Annotated in this window: 18 protein-coding genes and 1 pseudogene; 11 read left to right on the forward strand and 8 right to left on the reverse strand. The window is 66.7% G+C overall.

The window, feature by feature from the left end:
* Positions 1-34: 34 nt before the first annotated feature.
* The 3 genes from NWF22_RS10335 to NWF22_RS10345 all read right to left on the reverse strand — a co-directional run bounded on the left by NWF22_RS10335 (position 35) and on the right by NWF22_RS10345 (position 3,106).
* On the reverse strand, positions 35-406 hold the full coding sequence (locus NWF22_RS10335) for a metal-sulfur cluster assembly factor (RefSeq protein ID WP_160901632.1): 372 nt from the start codon (positions 404-406) through the stop codon (positions 35-37).
* Positions 403-1,485, reverse strand: coding sequence for an amidohydrolase family protein (locus NWF22_RS10340; protein WP_160901633.1), 1,083 nt, complete (start codon positions 1,483-1,485; stop codon positions 403-405). Before NWF22_RS10340 ends, NWF22_RS10335 begins: the two co-directional genes overlap by 4 nt.
* 229 nt (positions 1,486-1,714) lie before the next feature.
* On the reverse strand, positions 1,715-3,106 hold the full coding sequence (locus NWF22_RS10345; protein ID WP_160901634.1) for a DUF1254 domain-containing protein: 1,392 nt from the start codon (positions 3,104-3,106) through the stop codon (positions 1,715-1,717).
* A 95-nt stretch (positions 3,107-3,201) separates the two neighbouring features.
* On the opposite strand from NWF22_RS10345, the gene NWF22_RS10350 reads away from it, so the two are divergent.
* Positions 3,202-3,873 (forward strand): TetR/AcrR family transcriptional regulator, encoded by a 672-nt coding sequence (locus NWF22_RS10350; protein ID WP_160901635.1) that lies wholly within the window; start codon positions 3,202-3,204, stop codon positions 3,871-3,873.
* Between the two features lie 129 nt (positions 3,874-4,002).
* Positions 4,003-4,392 carry a nuclear transport factor 2 family protein gene (locus NWF22_RS10355; protein WP_160901636.1) on the forward strand — a complete coding sequence of 130 codons (390 nt, stop codon included), beginning with the start codon at positions 4,003-4,005 and terminating at the stop codon, positions 4,390-4,392.
* 79 nt (positions 4,393-4,471) lie between these two features.
* Here the strand turns inward: NWF22_RS10355 and NWF22_RS10360 are convergent, their stop codons facing one another.
* Positions 4,472-5,152: an SDR family oxidoreductase gene (locus NWF22_RS10360; RefSeq protein WP_160901637.1), complete on the reverse strand. Its 681-nt coding sequence runs from the start codon at positions 5,150-5,152 to the stop codon at positions 4,472-4,474.
* 76 nt (positions 5,153-5,228) lie between these two features.
* Here NWF22_RS10360 and ggh point away from each other — a divergent pair, with 76 nt between their 5' ends.
* Positions 5,229-6,569: a glucosylglycerate hydrolase gene (ggh, locus tag NWF22_RS10365; RefSeq protein ID WP_160901638.1), complete on the forward strand. Its 1,341-nt coding sequence runs from the start codon at positions 5,229-5,231 to the stop codon at positions 6,567-6,569.
* On the opposite strand, the gene NWF22_RS10370 is transcribed toward ggh, so the two are convergent.
* On the reverse strand, positions 6,488-7,591 hold the full coding sequence (locus NWF22_RS10370; RefSeq protein WP_160901639.1) for an AraC family transcriptional regulator: 1,104 nt from the start codon (positions 7,589-7,591) through the stop codon (positions 6,488-6,490). The two genes, ggh and NWF22_RS10370, sit on opposite strands and share 82 nt — an antisense overlap.
* Positions 7,592-7,754: 163 nt before the next feature.
* On the opposite strand from NWF22_RS10370, the gene NWF22_RS10375 reads away from it, so the two are divergent.
* From NWF22_RS10375 to NWF22_RS10395, 5 genes and pseudogenes are all read left to right on the forward strand, one after another.
* Positions 7,755-8,729, forward strand: a complete 975-nt coding sequence (locus tag NWF22_RS10375; protein WP_160901640.1) for a quinone oxidoreductase family protein — start codon at positions 7,755-7,757, stop codon at positions 8,727-8,729.
* Between the two features lie 35 nt (positions 8,730-8,764).
* Positions 8,765-9,652 (forward strand): TauD/TfdA dioxygenase family protein, encoded by an 888-nt coding sequence (locus NWF22_RS10380; protein ID WP_160901641.1) that lies wholly within the window; start codon positions 8,765-8,767, stop codon positions 9,650-9,652.
* A 54-nt stretch (positions 9,653-9,706) separates the two neighbouring features.
* On the forward strand, positions 9,707-10,774 hold the full coding sequence (locus tag NWF22_RS10385) for a beta-keto acid cleavage family enzyme (RefSeq protein ID WP_160901642.1): 1,068 nt from the start codon (positions 9,707-9,709) through the stop codon (positions 10,772-10,774).
* Positions 10,775-10,944: 170 nt separating this feature from the next.
* Positions 10,945-12,321, forward strand: a complete 1,377-nt coding sequence (locus NWF22_RS10390) for an MFS transporter (RefSeq protein WP_160901643.1) — start codon at positions 10,945-10,947, stop codon at positions 12,319-12,321.
* Positions 12,318-12,755, forward strand: a pseudogene (locus NWF22_RS10395) (RBBP9/YdeN family alpha/beta hydrolase); the annotation flags it as partial. The gene NWF22_RS10390 and the pseudogene NWF22_RS10395, both read left to right, overlap by 4 nt.
* Position 12,756: 1 nt before the next feature.
* Here the strand turns inward: NWF22_RS10395 and NWF22_RS10400 are convergent.
* On the reverse strand, positions 12,757-14,346 hold the full coding sequence (locus tag NWF22_RS10400; RefSeq protein ID WP_258321381.1) for a DUF222 domain-containing protein: 1,590 nt from the start codon (positions 14,344-14,346) through the stop codon (positions 12,757-12,759).
* 329 nt (positions 14,347-14,675) lie between these two features.
* Here NWF22_RS10400 and NWF22_RS10405 point away from each other — a divergent pair, with 329 nt between their 5' ends.
* Positions 14,676-17,564, forward strand: a complete 2,889-nt coding sequence (locus NWF22_RS10405; protein WP_160901645.1) for a patatin-like phospholipase domain-containing protein — start codon at positions 14,676-14,678, stop codon at positions 17,562-17,564.
* A 34-nt stretch (positions 17,565-17,598) separates the two neighbouring features.
* Here the strand turns inward: NWF22_RS10405 and NWF22_RS10410 are convergent, their stop codons facing one another.
* Positions 17,599-18,072, reverse strand: a complete 474-nt coding sequence (locus tag NWF22_RS10410; protein WP_160901646.1) for a MarR family winged helix-turn-helix transcriptional regulator — start codon at positions 18,070-18,072, stop codon at positions 17,599-17,601.
* 55 nt (positions 18,073-18,127) lie between these two features.
* On the opposite strand from NWF22_RS10410, the gene NWF22_RS10415 reads away from it, so the two are divergent.
* Positions 18,128-18,355, forward strand: a complete 228-nt coding sequence (locus NWF22_RS10415; RefSeq protein WP_160901647.1) for a PLD nuclease N-terminal domain-containing protein — start codon at positions 18,128-18,130, stop codon at positions 18,353-18,355.
* A gap of 7 nt (positions 18,356-18,362) precedes the next feature.
* Here NWF22_RS10415 and NWF22_RS10420 read toward each other — a convergent pair whose 3' ends face one another.
* On the reverse strand, positions 18,363-20,453 hold the full coding sequence (locus tag NWF22_RS10420) for a PhoX family protein (RefSeq protein ID WP_160901648.1): 2,091 nt from the start codon (positions 20,451-20,453) through the stop codon (positions 18,363-18,365).
* A gap of 186 nt (positions 20,454-20,639) precedes the next feature.
* Between NWF22_RS10420 and NWF22_RS10425 the strand changes: the two genes are divergently transcribed.
* Positions 20,640-22,016 carry an NAD-dependent succinate-semialdehyde dehydrogenase gene (locus NWF22_RS10425; protein ID WP_160901649.1) on the forward strand — a complete coding sequence of 459 codons (1,377 nt, stop codon included), beginning with the start codon at positions 20,640-20,642 and terminating at the stop codon, positions 22,014-22,016.
* Positions 22,017-22,034: the final 18 nt, after the last annotated feature.

Below are 22,034 nucleotides of genomic sequence, written 5' to 3' on the forward strand. Positions count from 1 at the left end.
CATCCTATCCGCTGCGTGCGCTCGGTGGTGCAGGTCATGGGATTCGAAGATCAGCCCGGCCCGCACGACCGGCCACCGCCTCACGGTGACTCCGCAACTGCAATGAGGCGGCCGGCGTGAGCATCTCGGCGGTCCAATGCTGGCCATGATCGAAACTGCATTCGACACCGGTCACGCCGACGACATCACCGAGGCACTCCTCGATCGACATCTCGAAGTAGGGGAGTTGATGACACATCGGCGCCGTCAACCGCAGTGCGATCCGCACGAGTCCGTCGTCATCTGCATCGACGCTCTCGACCATCCCCATGTCAACGATCGACAGTGGTACATCGGCCGCGACGCTGCACGGGTCGACGACCCCCGCCAGCTTCTCCAGGATGGTTTCCACTGATGGCGTGATCATTCCGCAACACCCTTCGAGAGTGTTGTCGAATACGGGTCTGCTTTGCCGCGCGCGCGCTCGATGGCGAACTCGTCGCCGGCGATACCGGCCGCGAGCACGGCTTCGTCGAGACCATGCATGGAAAGCCAGTTCTGCCCGAGGATCGCTCGCTTGACTGCCGGCGTGATCTCCGGGAGTCCCTCGCCTTCGCGTTGCTGTTCAGAGAATCCGAACTTCTCCCAGAACCACTGCAGCGGCGGATCCGGGTGCCAGACGCTGGCGCCGGTGGCCCAGATGATGCGCTGCAATGCGTCGGGTCCGGCCTGACTGACCAGGTCGGCCATGATGCGCACAAACGCGGCCGGCTTGGCGCAGGCAAGACTCGCGGTGATCTCGAGGTTGACCCAAACGTTGGAGAACCGTGCCAACTGGAATGCGGTTTCTTCGACAAAGGCCGCGCCGCCGTGAACGACCTCGAATTGGAGATCAGGGAATGCATCCGCCGCAGCATCGATGTCGTCCATCCGGTAGTGCTCCATGGGAACCGGCCCCAACGGCACCGCTTTATGGATGGCGACCACCTTGATTCCGAGATCGAGACATTTTTGGAAGAGCGGGAACGCAATCTCCGGGTCGTCCATATGCCATCCCCGAACACCACTGGCACTGTAAGAATTCGGGTACAGCTTCAATCCGATGGGCGCAAGTTCCTCGACCTGCTGCTCCAAGGAGTCCACCGCTGCCTCAGGGAACATCGGGTCCACGCCCGCGTACACCTGAAATCGCTGCGGCCAGCGCTTTCGTGCCTCCCTGGCCTTGGCAAGGCCACTGCCGCCATCCTTGTACGCGGTCAGTGCCAGCACGTGGTGGCAGGCGATGTCGTAATCGCTTTCCAAGAACATCATCGAGGCGGCTTCATCGACTCCCCAATCTCGCACGTAATGCTCGCGAGGAATTCGATATCCGGCGGGGGACAATGCGTAGTGCGCACCGAAAATAGCGTTGGTGACACCCTCAGAATAGTGTCCTGCCGCGTTGTTGTCCGGCAGGTAATTGTAACTGTGCGTTGTCGCATCAACAACGAACACATCGTCGATCATGGAATTCCTTAATTCGTTGGACTGAACCGCTGGAACTGAGACTAGAATCACAGCCTCATGCGGACAATGGCCTGCGTGTTCAACTTCTGGACACACGCCGGACATGGCATCGGCGCGAGATGACCGTGCGCAGCGGGCTGCGTCGGGAAGGTGTCGGACTCGTTCGGGCTCGGCGGACAACCTCCGGCCACCCTTGCGGACGAATACCGTCCGTATGCCGGACCGGCTCTCAGTACCGCTCGATGCCAGGCGGAGTCCAGGTGTGGTCGAGCACAGGTGCTTTCGGTGCATACGTTCGCAGGTAGACGCGGAACGGACCGGCCGGAACCGGCAGCCAGTTGACCGACGGATCGGTGGGTCGGTGAGTGCTGAAGACGATGTCGATACTTCCGTCGGGTCGGCGCACGAGGTCCGGACGGCTGTCGCTCACGCTGTGTCGATTCTTGGGCACCAGATATCCATCGCCGTCGTAGGCCGTGACCGACCAGAAGGCGTCGGCCGGCGGTTCCTCGCCTGCAGCGAAGTGAAGTCGGTACGGCGACAGCCGACCGTCGAGGGGCAAGAGGTCAACGCTCGAGAAGGCGGGGTTGTAGGCGGCTTCCGCGGGTGTGTTCGCTCCCAGGCCGATCTCTGCCACACCTGCTCGGGTGACGTAGTCGGTGCCGTAGTCGCCGATGTTGTCCGGCGGGGCACCCCAGCCGCGATTGCGCAGTGCGGTCGCCTGCTGCGATGCGCGTGCGGTCTCCGGCAGGGCGGCGGCTGCGGCGCGGACCGCTTGGTCCACCGCGGCTTGTGCCGCAGGCGACAGCCCGGCCTGGCTCACCCGCAGACCCGGTCCCACGCCGATCCGGGCGAGTTCGGCGACCGCGGCGGCGGCGCGGCGCGGCGCCGGGTTGTGTTTCATCGCCGCGCTGAGCGCGTCCAGCCAGGCGATACCGTCGGGCTGGCCGATCGATGTGACCGACTCGAAGTCGCATGTCGCCGACCGCGGGGCTCCTCCGGGCGGGGTCAGGCTGTAATGTTTCATCTTCTCGAATGCGGCACGTTGGTCGGCCTCGTCACCGGCCAGTGTGCGTCCGATGAGCCAGAGGCGCGCGTGATCGACGGTGATGGTCGTCGCCCCGGGCACCGTGCCGGGGTTCCCGGACCAACTGATCGCGTAGCGACCCGCGTCGGATCCCGTGGTGCGGGACCCGACGTAGGCCGCCACGTTCGTGTATGGGTCCATCAACTGGAACGAGAAATAGCGGTCGCCCATATCCGGGTGCGACAGCACGACGGGTCCCTTGCTGAGGTCGATGTTCGCCATCGAGTACAGGGTGTCGACGTTCGGCGCGACCACGATGTGTGCCTCCGGCTTCATGAAGTGGTCGCTGGAAGTCAGCAGGTTGATCGTTGATTCGCCGCGATGACCGGCGCAGGGTGTACTCGCGGATTCCGCGCGCACACGCTCGAACTCCATCAACGGGAACCCGTACGTGAAGGCCTTGGTGGCGATGACTGCCGCTTGAACTGCATTGGGCGGACTATCCGGGACGGCTTCGGCCGGTCCGGCGCCGACTGCCCCCAGGACGCCGGCGACGATCAGAGACAAAGCGGCGGTGCTGCGTCGAAGAGTCACGGCGCGAATTAAACACGCGTGCGTTCCCAAAGACAACCCTGCCCGAGACGGGCGGGGCTTCATGGCAGAATGCAGGCCAGGTGAAAGGGGGTGCCGTGCCCGACGCTGGCAGCTCGTCCGCTGCGGTGCCGCTGCCTCGCGGCCGACACAAGCTCTCCACTGGCGAGGTGCGCGCGTCGCAACGAGCCCGGCTGCTCCAGGCGATGGAGGAGCTCGTCAGCGAACTCGGCTATGCCGGCGCCAGTGTGCCCAAAGTGGTGCGGCGGGCGCGGGTCTCCGACCGCACGTTCTATTCGCTCTTCGCCGACAAAGCGGACTGCTTCATTGCGGTCTGCGAGCAACTCGGCGATGGTCTGCGGGATCTGATGAACCAGTCGGTCGCCGGGATCGCCGAGGTCGACGATCCGTTTCGCGCATTCGACGAGGGCGTCGCCCAGTACCTCGAGCTGTGGGCCGCGCGGCCCGCCGCGTCCTGGGCGTACTTCGTGGAATTGCCGGCGGTGGGCCCGCGGGCGTTCGAGTCCCGCGACGGCCGTGCTGCGCTCTTCGCAGAGTCGTTGCGGCACATCGGTATCGCGCTTCGCGGGCGAGCCGGGATCGGCGGCGAGCCGACGACCGTCGAAGCGACGGCGGCAGCAGCTGTGGCCGTGGAGTTGGTTGCCCGCGAGGTCCGTGCACGACGAGTCGACAACCTTCGGTCGATTCACGACGACCTCCGCCACGTGTTGTTGCTGTTGCTGCTTGGACGGTCGCTCGACGTGGTCTGATGCGGTTTGACGGCTATCCAAGGGTGCGTGCCGATCCGGATCTGGCCGAACAGCGGGTGGCCCACCGGCCTGCAGTGCTACCGTCAGTGAAACTAGAACATGTTCTATTTCGATGACGAGAGGCCGGCCATGACGGTGGAGCAGGGAACCCTGAGCGAGCAGATCAACGCCACGGTGGACGCGTACGTGGAACTGTTGAACAACGGTACGGCCGAGCAGATTGCCGACCTCTACGCGCCCGACGCCACCGTCGAGGACCCGATCGGGGCTGAATTGCGGACCACCCGCGAGCAGCTGATCGAGTTCTACTCCGTCATCACCGGGATGGACGAGCGCACTGCGACGCTGAAGTGGAAGAAGGTCGCCGGTGACACCGCGGTCTTCGAGTTCACCCTGGTCACCGGTACCGCCGGGATGAAGTTCGAGATCACCCCGATCGACATCATGGTGTTCAACGCCGACGGCAAGGTGTCGTCGATGCGGGCGGTGTGGGAGCAGTCGGATCTGAAGCAGCTGTAACCCTTCGAGACCCTTCGAGACGCTCGCAAGCTCGCTCCTCAGGGCGGCGCGTTCGCAGGCTCGCTCCGCAGGGGCCGAATCAACCCCGCCCGGTCGGCCGCAACACGATCTCCTCGGGATGTGCGTCGGAGGACGTGTGGATGGCGTGCACCACCGCCCCGGCCACCGTCGACGTCCTCAGGAACTTCGACGGGTCGTAGTCGTTGCCTTCGCGGGCGACGATGTCTTGCTGCATCTCGGTGTCGATACGGCCGGGGAAGATCGAGGTCACCCGTAGCGTCGGCTCCTCGGCGCGTAGCGCGTCGGCGAGCGCGCGCAGGCCGAACTTGCTCGCCGCATACGGCGCCCAGCGCGGTTTGGCGCGCCGTCCGGCGCCGGAGTTGATGAAGACCACATGTCCGCGTGCAGTTCGAAGTGCGGGCAGCAAAAGACGGGTGAGTTCCGCAGCCGCCACCAGGTTCACCTCCAGGACCTGATGCCATTCCTCGACCGGGGTGTCGGCGACGGTCTCGAGGCTGCTGCCGACACCCGCGTTGTGGACGAGCACGTCGAGCGACGAGATGGCCTCGACAGCGGCTTCCACCTCGGCATAGTCGGTCAGCTCCACCGGGAAAGTACTCGCGCCGTCGAGCTCACCGGCGAGGCCATCGAGTTCGGGCGACGGGCGGCCGCCGAGCAGCAGGTCGTGGGTACCGGCGAGTTGCCGAGCGATCTCGGCTCCGAGGCCGCGGCTCGCCCCGGTGATCAATGCGGTCGACACGGCGTTGACGCTACCCGTCGCCCGTGTGCGGACTCCTCACTGCGCGACGATGGTCGTCGCGGTGCAGAATCGACGGGTGGCCCGGTATGGATTCACCCCGACTCAGTTGTCAGCCCGCGCCGCGTACCTGCTGCGCGGCAACGATCTGGGCACGATGACGAGCGCCGCGCCCAAGCTGTACCCACACATGTGGAGCTGGGACGCCGCTTTCGTCACCGTCGGCCTGGCGCCGCTCTCGGTGGAGCGCGCGGTGATGGAGATGGACACCTTGCTCTCCGCGCAGTGGGACAACGGCATGATCCCGCACATCGTGTTCGCCAACGGCCGCGACGGCTATTTCCCGGGCCCATCGCGCTGGGAATGCGCTCGGTTGGCGCCGGCCGCGCCCGACGCCCCGGACACCTCGGGCATCACCCAGCCGCCAGTGCATGCGATCGCCGTCCAACGCATCCTCGACCACTCCCGACGACACGGACGCACCACCCGGTCGGTCGCCAACGAGTTCATCGACCGACGCTGGGCGTCGCTGGTGCGGTGGCACCGCTGGCTGGCCCACGCCCGCGACCCGCACGGCAATGGCCGCGTCACCCTGTTCCACGGGTGGGAGTCGGGGATGGACAACTCGCCGCGGTGGGACCGCCCCTACGCCAACGTCGTCCCCGGCGTGGATCTGCCCGCCTACGTCCGCGCCGACCTCGACCATGTCGGCGACCTCTCGATGCGGCCGTCGGACCTCGAGTACGACCGCTACCTGTGGCTCGTCGAGCAGATGAAACGCTCGAACTACGACGACGACCTGCTGCCGAAGGTGATGAGTTTCGCGGTCGAGGACGTCTTCGTCAGCGCCATCTTCTCGGTGGCCTGCGATGTGCTCGCCACCATCGGTGAGGACTACTCCAAGCCGCGTTCCGACGTCCGCGACCTGCGTGCCTGGGCCGACCGCTTCCGCGCCGGTGTGGTGGCCTCGGCGAATGAACGCAACGGTGCCGCCCGCGACTACGATCTGCGCACCGATCAGTGGATCAACACCGAGACCCTTGCGGTGTTCGCACCACTCATCTGCGGCGGGCTGTCGCGCGAACGGGAGCGGGCATTGCTGCGACTGTTCGACGGCCCGCGCTTCTGCGGGCACCCCGATCTGCGGTACGCGGTGCCGCCGTCGACCTCACCGATCTCGATGGACTTCCGTGCCCGCGAGTATTGGCGCGGCCCGGTGTGGCCGGTGATGACGTGGTTGTTCAGCTGGGCGTTCGCCCGCCGCGGCTGGACCGAACGATCGGCGCGGCTGCGTGAGGAGGGGCTGCGGCAGGCCACCGACGGCGCATTCGCCGAGTACTACGAACCCTTCACCGGCGAACCCCTGGGCAGCATGCAGCAGAGCTGGACCGCGGCCTCGGTGCTGGATTGGCTGGATTGAGGCGGGTTCTCATACACGCTGATCAGATGGGTGGCGGCGCGCCACTGGGTGGGCGACTGGCCGAACCGCTTGCGGAACCAGCGACTGAAGTTCCCGGGTGAGGAGAAACCGAGGGACTCGCCGATGGCGATCATCGATTGGCGGCGACTGGTCACCATGTGTTGGGCGAGTTCGGCGCGGGTGTCGTCGAGGATGGCGGAGAACGATGTGCCCTCATCGTCGAGCCGCCGATGCACGGTGCGCCGGTCGACGCCGAGACTCCGGGCCACCTGCTCGACCGAGCAGCGGCCGGTGGGCAGCAACAGTTCGACGAGTTCGCGTACCCGGCGCTCGGTCGACGGGGCGCCTGCCGGCTCGAAGTCAGCCAGCAGATCCTGGGTGTACTGCCGCATCGTCGGATCGGCCATCGCGTTGGGCGTGTCGAGATCCTTTGAGTAAAGCGATATCCCGTTGAAGTCGGCATCGAAGCGCACCTGCGGACCGAACAGCGAGTGACACAGCTGCAGGTCGCGTGGCGGTGGATGCGCGAACGCGACGCTCAGCGGACGCCAACCCGGTGCGATGAATCCCTGGATCAGCAGGTGCAGCACACCGACACCCAGGTCGGTGGACTGGCGGAACTGTCCGGGATGACCCAGGTCGAGCGCGACGCGCACTGTCGCGATGCCCGACTGCTCGCTCAACCGGATACGCAGCGCCTCGTTGTACATGTGCTGATGGCGGATCAGCAGCATCAGTGCACTGCGCACGTCGGGCTCCTCGCGCAGTACCAGGCTCAGCGGGCCCAGATGCGACAGCCGGCGGAACTGTGCCAGGGCCAGGCCGATGTCGTCGCGGTCGGCGGCGGCCGCGGCGCGTTCGAGCACCTCGACGGCCGCCTCGGCCGGTATCCACCGGTCCTGTAGTCCGATGCTGGCCGGATCCAGACCGGCGTCGCGCATCAGTCGCGCCGGGTCGAGGCCCAGCGAATGCCCCAACTCGACGAAGTTGTTGAGGGCCGCGTATCGGGCAAGCGGCTTCATCTTTCCAGTGTGTCCCCGAATGAACAGTCATGTGTCCCGTATAGAAAAGAACGGACCTTCCAACCGCCATATCGTGGTGTTCATCACAAAACGAACCAGCGCAGCACAGCATCACAGCGACTGTGCGGATGAGTTGGTCGGAGATCACAGGAGGTGCCGAACCATGGCGAAAGCAGTCCGATTCCACGAGACCGGCGGACCGGAAGTCCTGCGCTGGGAAGCGGTCGAGGTCTCCGATCCAGGACCGGGCGAGGTCCGCATCCGTCACGAGGCGGTGGGACTCAACTTCGCCGACACCTACTTCCGCACCGGCCTCTACCCGGCGCCGCTTCCGGCCGGGATGGGTGTGGAGGCCGCCGGAGTCGTCGAAGCGGTCGGCCCCGCCGTCGCCGACTTCCGGCCCGGCGACCGGGTCACCTACACCGGCAGCCCGCTCGGCGCCTACAGCACCGAACGGGTGATGCCCGCACAGCACCTGATCGCGCTACCCGATGACATCGGCTTCGACACCGCAGCCGCGATGACGATGCGCGGATTGACCACCGCCTACCTGTTGCGGCGCATCTGGCCGGTCGATGCCGGCGACACCGTGCTGCTGCAGGCCGCCGCCGGCGGCGTCGGACTGATCTTCGCCCAGTGGGCGCAACTGCTCGGCATTCGGGTGATCGGCACGGTGTCCAGCGAGGCCAAGGCGGAGGTCGCCCGGGCGCACGGCTGCGACGAGGTCATCGTCTACACCGAAGAAAATGTGGCGCACCGTGTCCGAGAACTCACCGACGGTGCGGGAGTGCGAGTCGCCTACGACAGCATCGGCGCGCGCACCTTCGAGACCTCACTCGCGTCGGTGGGTCGACGCGGACTGGTGGCGTGCTTCGGCACCGCATCCGGTCCGATCCCGCCGATCGACGCGATGCAACTGGCCATCGCCGGATCGGTGTATGTGACCCGCCCGGCGCTCGCCGACTACATCGCCGACCCGGCCGAGCGAAGCGAACTCGCCGCCGAACTGTTCGGACACGTCGCCGCCGGGCGGATCGCGATCCGGATCAACCAGCGCTACGAGCTCTCCGACGCCGTTGCAGCACACCAGGACCTGGAATCCGGGCGCAGCATCGGCTCTTCGGTCTTCACACTCTGACACCGCCCGCCTCCCACCACCGCAAGGAAACCCCGATGACCACCGCCACCCGTCCCCGACCGACCACGACCACCTTCCACGTCGAACGACTGACCTGCACCATCGGTGCGGAGATCACCGGCGCGGATCTCGGTGAGATCGCCACCGACGACGCGTTGTTCGCCGATCTACGCGCCCTGCTGCTGGAGCACAAGGTGCTGTACTTCCGCGATCAGAACTTGACACGCAGCCAGCACGTCGCGCTCGCTGAACGCTTCGGTCCGCTCGAGGATCACCCGGTCGCCGGCAGCGACCCCGACCATCCCGGCCTCGTACGCATCTACAAAGACCTCGACAGCCCGCCGGAGCACTTCGAAAATGCCTACCACTGCGATGCGACGTGGCGGGAGAACCCGCCGATGGGCGCGATCCTGCGCTGCGTCGAATCTCCGGCCGTCGGTGGCGACACCATCTGGGTGAACATGGCCGAGGCCTATCGCCGGTTGCCGGCCTCGGTCAAGGAACGCATCGCCGGCCTGCGCGCCCGGCACAGCATCGAGGCGAGCTTCGGTGCGCGGATGCCGGTCGAGCAGCGTGAGGCGTTGCATACCCGCTTCCCGGACGCCGAACATCCGGTTGTCCGAACGCATCCCGAGACCGGCGAGCAGATCCTGTTCGTCAACTCGTTCGCCACGCATCTGGTCAACTACCACACCGCCGACAACGTCCGGTTCGGCATCGACTACGCGCCCGGCGCCGCCAACCTGCTGCACTACCTGATCAGCCAAGCCGCCATCCCGGAATACCAGGTCCGCTGGCGCTGGACACCGAACAGCGTGGCCATCTGGGACAACCGCAGCACCCAACACTATGCCGTCCAGGACTACTGGCCGGCCGTCCGCAAGATGGAACGCGCCGGCATCGTCGGCGACCGGCCCTTCTGACCACTCGTCAACCTCGCACATCAACCACCACAGAATATTTCGAAGGAGACCACCATGCATTTCCACGACGACGCCCTGTTCCCCGAGGTCCAGGAGAAGCTGGTCATCACCGCCGCACCGTATGGCCCGGAGTGGGAGATCGACGACTTCCGTGAGGACCTCCCCCTCACCATGGAGGAGCACATCCAGCAGGCCGTCGACTGCTACGAGGCCGGCGCGACCGTCCTGCACATCCACGTCCGCGAACTCGACGGCAAGGGCAGCAAGCGGCTGTCGAAGTTCAACGAACTCCTGGCGGGATTGCGCGACGCCGTGCCCGACATGATCCTGCAGGTCGGCGGATCGATTTCATTCGCCCCGGAAGGTGAAGGCGCCGAGGCGAAGTGGCTCTCTGATGACACCCGGCACATGCTCGCCGAGCTCGACCCGGCACCGGATCAGGTGACCATCGCGATCAACACCAGCCAGATGAACATCATGGAGCTGATGACCCGCGACGACATCGCCGGCACATCGATGGAGCGGCCCGAGCTGGCGGCGAGCTATCGCGAGATGACCGTGCCGGCCGGTCCGGCCTGGGTGGAGGAGCACCTGCGTCGGTTGCAGGCCGCAGGCATCCAACCGCATTTCCAGCTGTCCAGCATCCCGCAGCTGGAGACGGTCGAGCGACTCATCCGGCGTGGTGTCTACACCGGTCCGCTCAACCTGACCTGGGTGGGCATCGGTGGCGGCTTCGACGGCCCCAACCCGTACAACATCATGAACTTCCTCCAACGCGTCCCGGACGGTGCCTGCCTCACTCTGGAAACGCTGATGCGGTCGGTGCTGCCCGTCAACGCGATGGCGATCGCCATGGGCCTGCACACCCGATGTGGTAACGAGGACACCATCTGGGGGCGCGTCGGTGCGAAGATGACGTCGGTACAACAGATCGAGCAGTTGGTCCGCATCGCCAATGAGCTGGGGCGAGAAGTGGCCGGCGGCAAGGAAGCCCGTGAGATCTACCGGATCGGCGAACGGTATCGGGACGCCGACGAGACGCTGGCGAAGCTGGGGTATGCGCCCAACCGGCGCCCCGGCCAGGTCGGCTTCACCCAGCACGGGTTCCAGACCCAGATCTGACGGGACGCCCACACCCCATCACACCCGCATCGTCGGTGACCGGACCGGACCGGACCGTCTCGGGACGGTCCGGTCGCCGACCTGTCGTCGCGCAGCTTCGGGTGACCGACATGCGCCACCGCATCTTTCCCCGCTCCATCCTTCATCACCTGTACCGCCAGGAGCCTCCCATGGGTACTCCCATCTCCGCCCTCCCGTCCCCCGATCTCTCCTCCTCTGACCGCTCCTCCCCTTCTGCGATCACCGCATCGCCGCGCCCGACCCGTCGTCGGATCTACCCGTGGCTCGTGTTCGCCCTCACCTTCGGCCTGTTGATCTCCGACTACATGTCCCGACAGGTCCTCAGTGCCGTCTTCCCGTTCCTGAAAGCCGAATGGTCGCTCGCCGACTCCGAACTGGCCTCGCTGACCAGCATCGTCGCGCTCATGGTGGGTCTGCTGACCCTGCCGCTCTCGCTGATCGCCGACCGCTGGGGTCGGGTACGCAGCCTCGTCGTGATGGCGGTGCTGTGGTCGATCGCCACCCTGCTGTGCGCGATCGCCACCAACTACGAACAAATGCTGGGAGCCCGCTTCCTCGTCGGCGTCGGCGAGGCCGCCTACGGCAGCGTCGGCATCGCCCTGGTGCTGAGTGTGTTCGCACCCCGGGTGCACGCGACGCTGAGCGGCGCGTTCATGGCCGGCGGCTCCTTCGGATCGGTGCTCGGCGTCGCGCTCGGCGGTGTGATCGCGGTGCACCTCGGCTGGCGCTGGTCGTTCGCGGCGATGGCGGTGTTCGGGTTGCTTCTGGTCGCGCTGTTCCGGCTGGTCGTCACCGAGCACAAGGTCGCGCAGCACTGTGTCGACGACATCGGCCCATCCGGTGAGGTGGCCGGCGACGCGGCGCCGGCTGCTCGGCGTGCACCGGTGTCGAGTCTTTTCACCAACCCGGCCGTCCTATGCGCGTATGCCGGTGGCGGCCTGCAGATGTTCACCGCGGCCGTCCTGCTGTCGTGGACACCGAGCTTCTTCAATCGCTTCTACGGCCTCACCCCCGACAAGGCCGGACTCGCCGCGGCGGGCATCGTTCTGCTCATCGGCAGCGGCATGGTGGTGTGCGGATTCATCACCGACCGGGTCGGTCGTACGGACATCCGACGCAAATGGCTCAGTGCGATAGCGTTCTGCGTGATCTCGCTGGTGTGCTTGGCGGTGGGATTCGGCCTGAGCGCCGGCACGCTGCAGGTGGCGTTGATCTGCCTCGGTGGGTTCTTCGCCGCGGGATCGTCCGGCCCGACGGCGGCGATGGTCGCCAATCTGACGCATTCCTCGGTGCGGGCATCGGCGATGGGCACGCTCACGGTGGCCAACAACCTGCTGGGGTTGGCGCTGGGCCCGTTCATCGTCGGCATCCTCGCCGACCGTCTCGGTTTGCGTGAGGCGTTGCAACTGTCGCCGCTCGTCTACGTCGGCGCGATCGTGGCATTGGCGGTCGGCTACCGGCTGCACGCCCGCGGCGTGCAGAAGCTGGCAACGCTCGCCACTCGACCGGTCGGCGGTGCACGATGAACCGGGCCGACCCGACCGTGGTGATCGTGCCCGGATTGCGCGACCACGTCGCCGACCACTGGCAGACCCATCTGGGCGCAGCACTCGACAACTCGGTCACCGTCGCACCGCTCGAACGGGACAAGCTCAGCCGGCGGGCCCGGGTCGCGGCTCTCGACGAGGTGCTGCAGCGGGTGCACGGCCCGGTGGTCCTGGTGGCACACAGCGCCGGCGTCATCACCACCGTGCATTGGGCACAACACCCGACGCGGGAGATCGCTGGTGCACTGCTGGTCACGCCCGCCGACCTGGAGCTGCCGCTTCCTGCGGGGTACCCGAGTACCGAGGAACTCGACTGCGGTGGGTGGAATCCGATCCGGATACGGACCCTGGGCCCGCGGGCTGCAGCTCACGTACGAACTCCTCGTGAGCGCCTGCGAGCAGAAGTCGGCGTGATCACCCATCGCCTCCGTCCTGCTGCTCCTCGGTGAGTCGTCGATGTCGGTTGCGTTCGCGTTCCTGTTGTCGGCGGGCATGTTTGGCTGCCACCCGGGGCATGGATCGGGTGGGCGGTGTCGGTGGCGGTGGGTCGGCACCGTTGGGTTTCGCGGCGGCCGGCGGCGGCGGTGATTTGAACCGGATACGCCGCAGCCCGGGGAACAGTTTCTCCATACACTCCGAATCGCCGCCGATGACGAGGCCTTCGGGAGTGCGGAACTCGGTACGCAACCGCCCCTGGCGGTCGCGGTACTGATCGTCGAGCCACGCCCCGAAGGTTTTGCGGATGTGGGAGAAGCGGTCTTTGACGTTCAGATTGTCCGGCACGGTCTGCCCACCCCGCGCGGGATCGGCAAAGTTGTACTCGGCGACATGATCGATGTCGGCCCGCCACGCGGGGGTGTCGTTACCGGGGATCACGCTGTAGCCGTCCCGTATCCGGATGAAGGTTTCCAACGCCGAGGACGGCCGATACGGATCCGACGGCAGATGCGCATCCACCGTGAAACCGCCATCCGCGTCCGGCTCGGTCCCCTTCGGCACGATCGGCTTGATGACCGCATCCGTGCGGGCCGCCAGGTCGCGGACATGCTGATCGTCGACGACGCCGTAGCCGTCGATGAACCCGGCATGCTCGGCCCCGTCCAGAGTCGCCTCATCACACACCACGTGGATCACGATCTTGGCATCGGCGGGCGGCACCGTGGTTGCTTCCGGAATCACCGCCGTACAGGTGTCCAGACCACAGGTGCACTCGAACGCCGTGCCCGACAACAGGGCGAACATGGCATCCGACGCCCGCTGCTGCCGGGTGCGTTCGTCGTTGTCGCACACCGCGTCGGCCAGTGCACGGACCGCGTCGGCGGCGATACGCACGTTTTCGGCGGCCATCGTCGCCGAGATCTCGCCCATCCCGTCGCCGGTGTTCTTCGCATGCACACCCCGCTTGTCGAGGGCCTGGCGGCGACGTTCGCGTACCGCGTCCGGATGGTGGCGGAAAATGATGCGATCAATCATGTCGCGCAGCCGATGCGCCGACCACGCGGTGGTGTGGGAGTCGAGGTTGGCGGCGATCTCGGCATCGACGTCGGCGGCATAGGGTTGGCCGTCGACCAGTTCGGTGCGGGAGATGACCTTGATGACCAACTCGGCAGTGATCCGCCCATCCCGCAACCGCTCCGCCACCTGCGGCAGGCGATCCCGGAGCGCAACGGCCTGATACAGGAACTGCTCAGCGGCACCCTGACTGATGCCCTGGCTCACCGCGATTCGCGCCGCGCAATCAGCGAACCCGTCATGCAGCAACAGAGCGTGATCATCGGCTTCTTTGCCGACCGGGCGCGAGTGCAGTTCGGCGGCGATCTGATAGCGATGCCACGCCAGGAACGCCTCACCCCGCACATCGGCGACCAGCGCGCCGAGCAGATCATTGGTCTCCCGCGACCCCACCTCGTCGGCCGGCAAGCCACCGGTGAACAGCGACGGTAGGTCCGGCCACGGCGAGGCGTCACTCCACCACGACGCGATCGACCAACCCGGACCCGACACCAGCAACACCTTCCAGAGACAGCAATGGGGCAGCACGAGACCACAACCCACATAACTCTGAAAGGAACAGACCGACAGTCACAGCCCGCCCGACTCACATCACTAACTCGATCTCGCTGAAACCAATCTACGACACCCCACCGACAAGAATGTTCCCGCAGGTCAGCGCCCGTTCAACAACAGAAGTCCGGTCATCCGAATTGCGGACACCGGCGTGACAACTCTGGCCCAGACCGTACCCACGGGTGTAGACAGAGCACATCGGTCGAGCGAGCGCACCCGGGGAATCGAGGCGAACGATGACAGGTCCGAGCGTGATACCGAGCCGCGTGCGCATACGGTTCTCGGCGGAGCGGAAGCCGACGGACCGCAACACGGTGCTGTCGGTCGGGATCGTGGTGATCCTCGGTGTGGTGCTGGCCGCGGTCACCATCGGTCCGTCCTACGCTCCGGGCATCATTGCCTGGGAGTTCGGCCACGCGCCGAGCGATCCGGCGCGGCTCGACGAACTGCGCGACACTGTCGCGCCCGATCTCGGCCTGATCCTCGGTTACGTGCTCGCACTCGGCGGGCTCGCGCTCCTGGGCCGGCTTCTCGCCTTCACCAGGCCCTACCGCATGGTCGCGACAGTTGCCGCCGGCGCCGTCGTGGCGGCCGGCCTGGTGGACCTGGTGGAGAACCTCGCCCTCGCAACGGACTGGCGACTCGGCAGTATCGCTGCGTCGGCGGTGTTCGCGACCGCGAAGTTCGCGCTGCTGCTGCCCGGTGCGGTGATCGCACTCTGGTCGTTCGTCGTGCTGTTCACCACCGCGGTGACGCGTCTGTGGGTCAAGCACAACGGTGCGCAGGTGTGGCAGCCCACGCCGTCCACCGAGCGCTGGGCCGACGAATCCCGTTGGGATCGTGCGTACCTCACACCCGGCACCGACACGGCGGACAAGACCGCGATTTGTCTGTCCGGCGGTGGGGTGCGGTCGGCGAGCGTCGCGCTCGGTGCGATGCAGAGCCTCACCGGACGCGGGGCGGGTGACGTGCGACCGGACTACGTGGTGTCGGTGTCCGGCGGCGGGTATACCGCCGGCGCATTCCTGCAGGCCATGCGGCGCAACGCACCCAAGCGCGGTGCGTGGCCGAAGGGCATGCAGGCGATGTACCGCGCCGACGACGTCGAGCGACCACCGCTCGACGATCTCTTCGCGGAGGGCAGCGAAGAGTACGACTACATCCGTCGGCGGTCCAGCTACATCGCCGACAGTCCGGCCGAGATGATCGCGGCACTGGTCATCATCGCGAAGAACATGCTGCTGTCGCTCACGATTCTGTTCACTCCGGCGGTGATCGCGGGCGTACTGGCGGGCCTCGTCTACGCCTACATTCCGATGGCAGCGATCGTGCCGGTCCCCGACGACACCGCGGCGGCGTCGCCGGAGCCCGAACATGCGAGTCTGGCGCCGAATTCGACCGCGACGCTGTGGGTGCTCGGCGTGCTGGGTGCGATCTGCTTTCTCCTGCTCGTCGTGGCGGGCTATACGGAGGCCAGGTCGGCGAGTGAGCGCGGCGAGCGATGGCGGGGCCGACTGTCGCGCGCGGCCGTGTGCTTCGCGGTGGCCGTCGCCGTCATCGCGGTGCTGACGGTCGTTGCACCGGGTCTGATGCGCCTCGCCGATACGACTCTCACGTCGTCGGCCGCGGGAATCGCGTGGAGCGCATCGGCCGTCGCGCTCCTCAACTACGTGGCGGTGCTCGCCGCGATCCTGTGGCGCAACCGCGGGGCCGTGGGAAAGCTGTTCGCCGGACTCAAGGGCAAGGCCGATGCACCGCGCAAAGGTGTACCGCGCGGCGCACTCCAGCTTCTCCTGGTGCTGCTGACCCTGACCGTGGTGCTCCTGACCTGGTTCGCCACCTTCGGCGGTGTCGGCGCATGGACCTTCGACACCGTTGTCGCCCACCCGGTGGACCAGGCGGCGCAGACCCGTGACATGTTGTCCGGCAACCCGGTTACCGGCGGTCAGACCGACCGCAGCAGTGTCTGGTGGGTGCTGTCGATCGCCGTCATCCTCGCGGTGACGCTCTCGTTCTACGATGTCACCTCCTCGAGTCTGCAGCCGTTCTACCGCCGCCGGCTGGCCCGGGCCTTCGCCGTCCGTCGGATGCGCAGCACCGACAACCCGGGACAGGTGACCGCGCTCCCGTATCCGAGCAGCGAATCCACCGAACTCACCGACTTCGACGAACCTGATGCCACACCACATTTCGTGTTCGCCGCCGCTGCCACCATCTCCGGGAGCGAGAAACCCGCCGCAGGTCTGAACGCGGTCCCGTTCGCCTTCGGCACCGACTACGTCGGCGGACCGGACGTCGGCTGGGTGTCGACTCACACGCTGCAACGACTGGCCCCGCCACGCATCCGGCGCGACCTGACCGTCCAGGCGGCCGTCGCCGTCAGCGGCGCGGCATTCGCCTCGGCGATGGGCCGGATGGGATCGGGATACCAGAAGCTCTTTGCCATCTCCGGTGCGCGGCTGGGGACATGGCTGCCCAACCCGATGTTCCTGGCCGCCTCGGCGCAGCAACCCAAGAACTGGGCGTGGCCGCACGGGCTGCCGCGCTATCGCGGTGCGGGGTACCTGTATCGGGAAGTGTTGGGTATCAATTCGGCTCGCGGTCGGCTGCTGCAGATCTCCGACGGCGGCCACTACGAGAATCTCGGACTGGTGGAGGCGTTACGGCGGCGCTGTACGACGATCGTGTGTATCGACGCGAGCGGCGACACCCCGCCCAATCTCAGCACATTGGCCGACGCCGTCCGACTGGCGCGCGCCGAACTCGGGGTGACGTTCACCTTCCCCGAGGTCGGCGGGTCCGACGAACACACGGCCATGAACCTCGCCCCCGGTAGCGGCGAACCCTTCGACCCTGACGAGGACTTCGAGGCATTGAATGCGCGGATCACCCAGGGCTGCGTGGTGACCGCGACGATCACCTACCCCCCGCTCGACGGTCGGCCCACAACCGGACGACTGATCCTGGCCAAGGCGGTGTTGTGGCAGAACTGCCCCGACTGGCTCATGACCTACGCCAACACCAATCCGGTATTCCCGCACGACAGTACGTCAGATCAGTGGTTCGATGAAGGACAGTTCGCGGCGTACACCGAACTCGGACGACTCATCGGTGCGGAGGCGCTGCGCGTCATCGGGAGGTCGGACGGGTCGTAGATCAGTACCCTCCGGCCCCGATGACATGTCGGCATCAACCGGCGGTGGTCTCGGACCCTTCCGGATTCGGGAGAGCTTCGATCTGATGGCGTAGCGCTTCGAGCGCGGGTGCGGCGGCTGCCAGTGCGGCGCGATCGTCGTCGGTGAGTCCGGCGAGGGCGGCGGTCAGGATGGTGTCGCGGCGGCCGCGGACCCGATCGAGCACAGTGCGCCCGTGGTCGGTGAGTCCGACCAGGACGGCGCGGCGGTCTGCCGGGTCGGGTGTTCGTTCGACCAGCCCGTTCTTCGTGAGCCCGTCGATCAGCGCTGTCGCGGTGGGCATCCGGATCGACTCACGCTCGGCCAGTTCGCCCATCCGCAGCGGACCGTGGTCGAGTAGGACCGACAGTGCGGATGCCTGCGCGGCCGAATACTCGGCGATCGGCGTGCGTCGTCGCAGGGTCAGGTAGAGCCGGGTCACCGTCGGCCGCAGGGCCGACGCCAACCGGTACGCCTCGTCGTCCGACATGTGACCAGCCTAATCCTTAGGCTTGCGAAGCAGAAGTGGCGACTAGGGTGAGGCCATGACCGCTGCGAAGAAGAAGTTCTCCGAGCTCCCGCCGAAGTCTCAGGCGTTGATCATCATCGGTGCCGTCGTCCAGTTCGCGTTGCAGGGTGCGGCACTGCGTGACCTGAAGCGGCGACCGGCCGAGCAGGTGAAAGGCCCGAAGCCACTGTGGGTGGCGCTGAGCTTTCTGAACTACTTCGGGCCGATCGCCTACTTCGTGGTGGGACGCAAGTCGGAGAGCTGAGCGCGGCTCAGACGCCGATGGGTGTGCCGCCGTCCCGCCAGACGGCCACCACCGCAGGCCGCGGTTGGGTGTCGCCGCCGTCGGGCCAGTGCGAGGCCGGGTTGTCGGCGGAGTGGTCGTCGAGCTCACCCGGATGCTGCACGCAGACCATCACGCGGTCCTGGCCGATGATCGGACCACACGTCTCGGCTCCGGCCGGCACGGTGAGGAACTGCTTGGTCTGGCCACGCTGGTCGCCCTCGAGCGCGACGGCGAACAACCCGTCGTTGCTGTCGAGTGCGTTGCCGTCGGTGGAGATCCACAGGTTGCCGTGCGGGTCGAAGGCCACGTTGTCGGGGCAGGAGATCGCGCTGACCTTGGTCTTGTCGTAGCCGCCGTAGTAGGTGTCGGCGGCGGCCGGGTCGCCACACACCAGCAGCAGATCCCAGGTGAGATCGGTGCCGGTGTGGTTGTCGGTGATCTCGATGACCTGACCGTTCTTGTTTTCGTTGCGCGGGTTCGCCTCGTCGGCCGGCGCCTCACCGTCGGTGCCGCGTTCGTCGTTGTTGGTCAACGCGCAGTACACCTTTCCGGACTGCGGATTGGCCTGGATGTCCTCGGGCCGGTCCATCTTGGTGGCGCCCGCCTTGTCGGCGGCCATGCGGGTGAAGACCGCGACCTCTTCCGGGCTCATCCCGTCGATGTGGGAGCGGGCCGAGCCGTCGGCATTGACCGTCAACAGTGGATGCCAGGTCCCGGTGCCGGCGAACGACCCGTCGTCGGGCAGCTCACCACTACCGTCGATGGCGTCGGGATTGTCGCCGGTGAACGACGCGACGTACAGCGTGCCCTCGTCGAGAATGCCGACGTTGTGGCTGCGTGCGGTGGCCGACACCCCCGTCTTCATCTTGCGGCTCGACACGAACTTGTAGATGTACTCGAATCGCTCGTCGTCGCCGGTGTAGGCCACCACGGTGCCCTCGTCGGGACCCGACGAGACCACGTGGATCGTGGCCCCCTCGTGCTTGAGGCGGCCCAGCGCGGAATGCTTGATCGGGGTGGAGTTCGGGTCGTGCGGATCCACCTCCACGACGTAGCCGAACCGGTTGGCCTCGTTGGGTTCCTGCGCGAGGTCGAAGCGTGGGTCGAACCGACCCCACTGGTGGTAGTCGGAGTCGTCGTCGAAGGAGTAGCGGTCGAGCCGCTCGGCCGCGGTCGCGTCGGTCACTGCGCTCGCGTTGCTGAAGTAGCCGTCGAAGTTCTCCTCACCCGACAGCATGGTGCCCCACGGGGTGATCCCGCCGGCGCAGTTGGCGAAGGTGCCGAGCACCGTCTCGCCGGTCGGGTCGGCCGAGGTCGTGACGAAGTCGCTGCCCGCAGCGGGGCCGGTCAGCCGCATCGGCGTCGTCGCGGTGATCCGGCGGTTGCGCGGGCCGACGATGGTGGTCACCGCTCCCGTACCGGCTGCGGTGGACACCTCCACGACGGTGATGCCGTGGGCGGCCATGGAGATGCGGGCCTGCTGCTCGGTGGGTTCGCCGCTCTGGTAGCCGGTGAACATGAACTCCTCGGAGGTGTACTCCTGGTTGCACACCAGGTAGTGGTGACCTGACACACCGTCGACCGGGATCAGGCCGGCGAAGTCGTTGTTGTAGCCGAACTGCATCGCCTGCGCCTCGGGGCTCTGCTGGTTGACATCGAACGCCGGCGCGCCGGGGAGCACCGGATCGCCCCACGCGATGACGACCTCCTGCTGGTATCCCTCGGGGATGACCACCGCATCCTCGGTGTTCGCCGCCACGGAGGTGAAGTCCATGCCGGGCGGAGGCGTGTCGTCCACGGCTGACGAAGCCGCAGACGCCGAGTCGGACGCATCGTCGGAACCGCAGGCCGCGAGCAACGACGTCGCGCCGACGGCCACGGCCGCACCGGCCGAGGAACGGAGCACAGCACGTCGAGAAGCCTTTGCCCGCAGCACATCTCGGAAGTACTCGTTGTCACTGGTGTTGCCCGGGTCGTGCCAGCATGCCTCCCCGCACTTGTACTGGCAGGTCACGTGTGCTCGCCTGGACCGGCCGGGCCGATCGGTCGAGGTGAACAGCTGCAACGGAATACGCACTTCGAGGCCTCCCCGGGTCGCTCTCTCCAGTGGGCTGAATGGAGAACTGTGAGGACGTTAGGGAGTCCAAGAGAACCGTCGGAAAGGTGACCGTGAACGCGGGGAGAACACCCCGTACGCACCGGAGTGTTTGACGTCCGCCGACGCGCGGGTACCCGACGACGACCGACAGGAAGGACGGTATTGATGAGCACGTATGTGACCGCGAATCCGACGACCGGAGCGACCGAACGCGAGTTCCCCGGCCTGTCCGACGACGATGTGCGCGCGGTGGCGCAACGCGCCGACGCGGGCTTCCGCCAATGGCGTGACACACCCGTGAAGCAGCGGGCCGAGGTGCTGGCCCGCACCGCGGAGATCTACGAGAAGCGCGCCGATGAGCTGTCGGCGGCGATCACCACCGAGATGGGTAAGCCGAAGGCGGAGGCCGACGGTGAGGTGCAGCTGGCCGCCGCCATCTACCGCTGGTACGCCGACCACGGACCGGAACTGCTGGAGACCGAGACACTCGACCCGCAGGGTGCGCAGGAGTCGATCGTGCAACGACGGCCGGTCGGCCCACTGGTCGGGGTGATGCCGTGGAACTACCCGTACTACCAGGTGGTGCGATTCGTCGCGCCGAACCTGATGGTCGGCAATTCCATCATCCTCAAACACGCGTCCATCTGCGCCGCGTCGTCACAGCTGATGGCCGAGATCCTGCACGAGGCAGGCGTTCCCGAGGACGTGTACATCAACGCCTTCGCGTCCAGCGGTCAGGTCGCCGACCTCATCGCCGATCCGATCGTGCAGGGTGTGTCGTTGACCGGCAGCGAGAAGGCCGGTGCGTCGGTGGCGCAGACCGCAGCGGAGAATCTGAAGAAGTCGGTGCTGGAACTGGGTGGGTCGGACCCGTTCATCCTGCTCGACACCGAGGACATGTCGCGCACGGCGGGGATCGCGGCGAAGGCCCGGCTGTCCAACGCCGGACAGGCCTGCAACTCGCCGAAGCGCTTCATCGTCCTTGATCATCTCTACGACGACTTTGTGAAGGAGCTGGTCAGCCAGTTCGAGTCGGTCACCGTCGGCGATCCGACGGACCCGGACACCGACATGGGTCCGCTCTCGTCGATCTCGGCGCGCGACGGCGTGGCCGAGCAGGTCGACACCGCGGTGAAACAGGGCGCCACACTGCACACCGGCGGCCGATCGCTGGACCGGGACGGCGCGTTCTACGCCCCGACGGTGCTCACCGGGATCACCAGCGAGATGGACGCCTACTCCGAGGAGATCTTCGGGCCGGTCGGCATGGTGTACCGGGCGTCGTCGATCGACGACGCCGTCGAACTCGCCAACGACGTCGGGTTCGGGCTCAGCGGGTCGGTGTGGAGCACCGATCTGGACAAGGCCCAGCAGGTCGCCGACCGGCTCGAGGTCGGTATGGCATACGTCAACGAGCACGGCACCACCCTGCCCGGACTGCCGTTCGGCGGTGTGAAGCGCTCCGGCTACGGGCGTGAACTCGGACGCTGGGGTATGGGCGAATTCGTCAACACCCGCCTGCGTCGGACATCCACCGAGTAGGCCGGGCCCCCTGCAAGT

The organism is Gordonia mangrovi (assembly GCF_024734075.1).
Classification (GTDB): domain Bacteria; phylum Actinomycetota; class Actinomycetes; order Mycobacteriales; family Mycobacteriaceae; genus Gordonia; species Gordonia mangrovi.